The organism is Saccharomonospora iraqiensis subsp. iraqiensis, from assembly GCF_000430445.1.
Taxonomy (GTDB): Bacteria; Actinomycetota; Actinomycetes; order Mycobacteriales; family Pseudonocardiaceae; genus Saccharomonospora; species Saccharomonospora iraqiensis.
This window is the reverse complement of the sequence record NZ_KE387119.1, coordinates 6,138-11,231: the sequence shown is the minus strand read 5'-3', so window position 1 is coordinate 11,231 and position 5,094 is coordinate 6,138. Positions and strand designations below refer to the sequence as shown.

The following is a 5,094-nucleotide window of genomic DNA, read 5'->3' as shown; positions in this document are numbered from 1 at the left end:
TGGGGGCGCTCGCCCGGGGGGTGATGGCGCAGGTGCCGCTGCGGCACGGGCCGGTGCCGCTGGTGGACCGGGCGTTCGTGCGCGCGGCGCGGCGGGTCGGGATCGAGGTGCACACCTGGACGATCAACGAGCCGGCGCGGATGCGGGCGTTGCTGGACCTCGGGGTGCACGGGATCGTGACGGACCGGCCGGACCTGCTGCGGGACCTGCTGCGGCACCGGGGGGCGTGGCCGCCGGGGACGGCGTGACCCGCGGGGTGACCCCGCGCGGACATCACCATCACGGGTGAGTGAGGTCCCCCGAGGGAGTAGTCTTCGCCGGTCACTGTGATCAGCGTGCGAGGAGCCGGTCATGTCCAGCGTTTCCGGCGGCCCGGCCCCGGCCGCCGATGTCCGTCAGCGCCGTCGTGAGCAGCGCGGCTGGTACTTCTACGACTGGGCGAACTCCACCTTCTACACCTCGGTGATCACCGTGTTCGGTGCGTTGTACATGAGCACGGTGGCCGCCGACGACGCGCGCGCGGACGTGGCGCGGAACGGTCCGACGCCGTGCGTGGGGCCGGACGGGGCGGGCGACAACCTGCACAACTGCGACATCAGCCTGTTCGGGTTGACGTTCCCGGCGGGGTCGTTGTGGGGGTATCTGCTGGCGGCGGCGACGGTGGTGCAGGTGCTGGTGCTGCCGGTGACCGGGGCGATCGCCGACCGCAGCCAGTACAAGAAGCGCATTCTGGGGTTCTTCGCGTTCCTCGGGTCGGCGGCGTCGGCGTTGTTGTTCTTCGTGGCCGACGGGCGGTGGGAACTGGGCGTGGTGTTGTACATGGTGGGCAACATCGGCTACGGCGCCTCGTTGGTGACCTACTACTCGTTCCTGCCGGACATCGCCTCGCCGGACGAGCGGGACGACGTGTCGTCGAAGGGATGGGCGTTCGGCTACCTGGGCGGTGGTGTGGCGCTGGCGTTGCAGTTGGCGTTCTACCTGGGGCACGAGTCGTTCGGGGTGAGCGAGTCGACGGCGGTGCGGATCTGTTTCCTCAGTTCGGGTGTGTGGTGGGCGTTGTTCACGCTGATCCCGCTGCGGCGGTTGCGGGAGCGGCAGCCGCCGCACGGCGCCGAGCACGGGGCGTCGGTGGTGCGGGCCGGGTTCACCGAGCTGCGGAACACGGTGCGGCACGCGCGGGCGTTCCCGCTGACGCTGGCGTTCCTGGGGGCGTATCTGGTCTACACCGACGGGATCTCCACGGTGGTGTCGGTGTCGGCGCAGTACGGCAAGGAGGAGTTGCGCTTCGACAACGAGGTGTTGATCGCGACGATCCTGGTGATCCAGTTCGTGGCGTACGTGGGTGGGGTGACGCACGGGTTGGTGGCGCGTCGCGTCGGGGCGAAGAAGACGATCCTGGGCAGTCTCGTGGTGTGGATGGGTGTGCTGGGTGGTGCGTACTTCATCGAGGTGGGGGCGCAGTTGCAGTTCTACGCGGTGGCGGCCGGGATCGGGCTGGTGCTGGGGGGCACGAACGCGTTGTCGCGGTCGCTGTACAGCCAGATGATCCCGGCGGGCAAGGAGGCGCAGTACTACTCGCTGTACGAGGTCGGTGAGCGGGGCACGTCGTGGTTGGGGCCGTTGTTGTTCGCGGCGGTCGGGCAGGCGACGGGCTCGTTCCGGTACGCGATCATCGCGTTGCTGGTGTTCTTCGTGGTGGGGTTCGTGCTGGTGGCGTTGATCCCGGTGCGGCGGGCGATCGCGGCGGCGGGCAATCCGGAGCCGCGGGTGTTGTGAGGCCGGTGGCCGGGTCGTGCGCGGGGGTGCCGGTGGTGCACCGCTCTCCCCCGCCGGGTGTGCCGCGTGCTGCGGATAGGGTGCTGCCTCGTGAATGTCCCGGATGACGTGCATGTCGACCCGGCCGGCGCCCCCACCGGCGCTGCGGCCGGTGCGTTGTCGCCGGTGCCCGGCGTGTCGCGGGGCCCGGGCGCGGCGCGGGTGGGTCGGGTGAAGTTCTTCTACGGCCCGATGGACTGTGGGAAGTCGACGTTGGCGTTGCAGATCGACCACAACCTCGCGCGGCAGGGCAGGCAGGGGCTGTCGCTGGTGCGGCACGACCGGTCGGGGTCCGGGCGGATCAGCAGCCGGATCGGGATCGCCCGGCGCGCGGTGGAGGTGCGGGGCGACACCGATGTGCGGGCGGTGGTGCGGCGGTCGTGGGAGCGGGGCAGGCCGGTGGACTACCTGGTGGTGGACGAGGCCCAGTTCCTCTCCCCCGGTCAGGTGGAGCAGTTGGCGGAGCTGGCCGACGAGGTGTGCGTGGACGTGTACTGCTTCGGGATCTCGACGGATTTCCGGGGTGAGTTGTTCGCGGGGGCGCGCCGGTTGGTGGAGCTGGCGGACGAGCTGGAACCGGTGCAGGTGGAGGTGTTGTGCTGGTGCGGGCGGCCGGGCCGGTTCAACGCGCGGGTGGCCGACGGTGTGGTGCTGCGGACGGGTGACACGGTGTTCGTGGCGGACACGGTGGGCGGCGCGCCGGACGGGGGTGTCCCGGACGGGGGCGTATCCGGCGCCGGGACCGGGGACGCGGACGCCTCCGGTGCGGAGGTCTCCTCCGGTGGGGTGAACTCCGACACGACACGGACGTCGACGGAATCGGCTACCGTGCGTTACCAGGTACTTTGTCGTCGGCACTTCCGCCGTGGCGAAGTGGGGCCGGATCCGTCCGGTCCGGGGCAGCTCCAGCTGACGTGACCGGGTTCCGGTCGCGGGCGGTGGGGCGCCCTCCAGACCGTCCTCACCCGGGTGGGGGAGATCACCGAGACAGGAGGCCGTACCGCGTCACAGGATCGCGTCAAAGGTCTCCCTGTGGGAGCAAGCTGTTTTCAACACGGGTGACGTGGTTCACCGCGCGTGGCGGACGGGTGGTCGGGAATGCCGCCGACCGTCCGGGACGTTGCACTCGGTGAGCACGACCCTGGCTCCACGCGTGGAGCCGACCGAAAGGACCCATCATGGCCGACCGTGTTCTTCGTGGAAGCCGGTTGGGTGCGGTCAGTTACGAGACCGACCGTAATCACGACCTCGCACCCCGGCGCACCGTGCGGTACTCGTGCCCGAAGAACCACGAGTTCGAGGTGCCGTTCTCCGACGACGCCGAGATCCCCCCGACGTGGGAGTGCCGCCTGCACGGCACCGAGTCGGAGATCATCGACGGTGGGCAGTCGGAGCCCAAGGAGGCCAAGCCGCCGCGGACACACTGGGACATGCTGCTGGAGCGGCGTTCCATTCCCGAACTCGAGGAACTGCTCAACGAGCGGCTCACCGAGCTGAAGAACCGCCGGGGCCGCACGGCCTGACGAGCGGTGAAGCCGGGAGGCCCCCGGTCCGTGCCGGGCACGGACCGGGGGCCTTTCTGTGTGCGGCCGGCTCCCCCGGCCCGCGTTCGCGGCGGGTGGTCGGGGTGGCGCCGTCCCGTGGGCCGGTCAGAGGAACGCGGTGACGCCGTCGTAGTCGCCCCGCTGTGCGGGGCCCGTGGTCGCGTACTCGACCAGCAGCAGGCCGTTGGGGGTGGCCTCGTGGTGGACGAGGCGGAGGCCGGTGGTGGTGTCCGGGTCGGTCAGCAGCCGCCGTCCGGTTCCGAGGACCGTGGGGGCGACGGCGAGGCGGACGGTGTCGACCAGGCCCGCCCGCAGCAGCGCGTCGCCCAGGCGGGCGCTGCCGTGGATCTGGAGTTCCCGGCCCGGCCGTCGTTTGAGGTCGGCGACGGTGCGGCGCGGGTCGCCGGTGAGCACCGTCGTGGGGTGCCAGGTCGGCTCGGTGCCGGTGTTCGACACGACGTACTTGGGCAGGGTGTTCATCCGCCCGGTGAACGGGTCGTCCGGGTCGGTGATCGCGGGCCAGTCGCGGGCGAACGCCTGGTAGGTGCGGCGGCCGAGCAGCAGCCCGTCGGCGAGGTCGAGCCATTCGGAGGTGCGGCGGACGAAGGTGCCGTCGATGTGCGGCACCAGCCAGCCGCCGCGGGTGAAGCCGTCGCTGGTGTCCTCGTCCGGGGAGCCGGGCCCCTGGCTGACCCCGTCGAGGGTGACGAACCCGGTCAGCGCGAGCTTCACCGCGGGTCACCGCTCTCGGCGAACGCGGCGAGTTGGGCGGCGACGGTGCCCCAGCCGTCGGTGAAGCCGAGTTTCTCGTGCCGGGCGCGGGCGTCGGGGTCGGCGTGTCGGACGAGCATGCGGTAGTCGGTGCCGTCCGGGTGGTCGTGCAGGGTGATGGTGGCGGTCATCGCGACCGGGGCCGGATCGGCCGGGCGCCAGGTGCTGTCGACGGCGTTGGTGAACACGATCCGGCCGGGTTCCTCGACGGTGAGGAAGCACGCGTCCAGGTGCGGGACGAACTCGGCCCCGTCGTCGCTCATCCGGGTCACGAACGCCCCGCCGGGTCGTGGGTCGAGGTGGTCCACGCGGCAGCGGGTCGGGGCGGGGATCCACCACTGTTCGAGCCGGGACGGGTCGGTCCAGGCGCGCCACACGGTCGCGCGGGGGGCGCGGATGATCCGGTGCAGGGTGAGGTCGAGATCGGGGTCGAAGGTCACTGCGGTCGCTCCTGTGGCTCGGGGTCGGCTTCGTCGGGGTCCGCTCGGTCGGGGTCGGTGACGAACTGTTCGAGGCGGTCGGTGCGCTGCTCCCAGATCCGGCGTTGCTGGGCGAGCCAGTCGTCGACGAGGGTGAGCCGCTCGCGGTTGAGCACGCAGGTGCGGACGCGGCCGGTCTTGACCGTGTGGATGAGGCCGGTCTCCTCGAGTGTGCGCACGTGTTTCAGGAACGACGGCAGCGTCATGGGGAACTCGCGGGCGAGGTCGCCGACGGTGGTGGGCCCGTGGCCGAGGTGGCGGACGACGGCCCGCCGGGTCGGGTCGGCGAGGGCGACGAACACACCGTCCACCTCCGCCGAATAGTTAGCCATGAGGCTAAGTATGTGGGTGCGGGGTGGCGGGCGCAAGACGCGGTCACGGACGTGGTCGACGCGCTGCCGCGTGGGTGCGGGACCGCTCCCCCGTGTCCGGGGGTGTCAGCGGCGGGCGAGCCGGTGGCGCAGGTCGCGCACGGCGGGGTGGCG

General features: G+C 71.4%; 7 protein-coding genes. 4 read left to right on the top strand and 3 right to left on the bottom strand.

What is annotated here, in order from left to right; genetic code table 11:
* The 4 genes from ACTIR_RS24075 to ACTIR_RS0117565 form a co-directional block, all read left to right on the top strand.
* On the top strand, window positions 1-248 hold a 248-nt coding region (locus ACTIR_RS24075; protein WP_034240738.1), incomplete at its 5' end, for a glycerophosphodiester phosphodiesterase family protein.
* Between the two features lie 103 nt (window positions 249-351).
* Window positions 352-1,776 carry an MFS transporter gene (locus ACTIR_RS0117575; RefSeq protein WP_026455260.1) on the top strand — a complete coding sequence of 475 codons (1,425 nt, stop codon included), beginning with the start codon at window positions 352-354 and terminating at the stop codon, window positions 1,774-1,776.
* Window positions 1,777-1,866: 90 nt separating this feature from the next.
* Window positions 1,867-2,733, top strand: a complete 867-nt coding sequence (locus ACTIR_RS0117570; protein WP_026455259.1) for a thymidine kinase — start codon at window positions 1,867-1,869, stop codon at window positions 2,731-2,733.
* Between the two features lie 260 nt (window positions 2,734-2,993).
* Window positions 2,994-3,338, top strand: coding sequence for an RNA polymerase-binding protein RbpA (locus tag ACTIR_RS0117565; protein ID WP_019808575.1), 345 nt, complete (start codon window positions 2,994-2,996; stop codon window positions 3,336-3,338).
* A gap of 126 nt (window positions 3,339-3,464) precedes the next feature.
* Here the strand turns inward: ACTIR_RS0117565 and ACTIR_RS0117560 are convergent, their stop codons facing one another.
* Genes ACTIR_RS0117560 through ACTIR_RS0117550 form a run of 3 tightly spaced genes read right to left on the bottom strand, consistent with a single transcriptional unit; the run spans window position 3,465 to window position 4,941 of the window.
* Window positions 3,465-4,091: a dihydrofolate reductase family protein gene (locus tag ACTIR_RS0117560; protein ID WP_026455258.1), complete on the bottom strand. Its 627-nt coding sequence runs from the start codon at window positions 4,089-4,091 to the stop codon at window positions 3,465-3,467.
* Complete coding sequence (locus tag ACTIR_RS0117555) at window positions 4,088-4,570, bottom strand: SRPBCC domain-containing protein (protein WP_026455257.1); 483 nt, start codon at window positions 4,568-4,570, stop codon at window positions 4,088-4,090. The genes ACTIR_RS0117560 and ACTIR_RS0117555 overlap by 4 nt, the downstream gene beginning before the upstream one ends.
* The gene (locus tag ACTIR_RS0117550; RefSeq protein ID WP_026455256.1) at window positions 4,567-4,941 is read right to left on the bottom strand and encodes an ArsR/SmtB family transcription factor; all 375 of its coding nucleotides are present in this window, start codon (window positions 4,939-4,941) and stop codon (window positions 4,567-4,569) included. Before ACTIR_RS0117550 ends, ACTIR_RS0117555 begins: the two co-directional genes overlap by 4 nt.
* Window positions 4,942-5,094 lie beyond the last annotated feature (153 nt).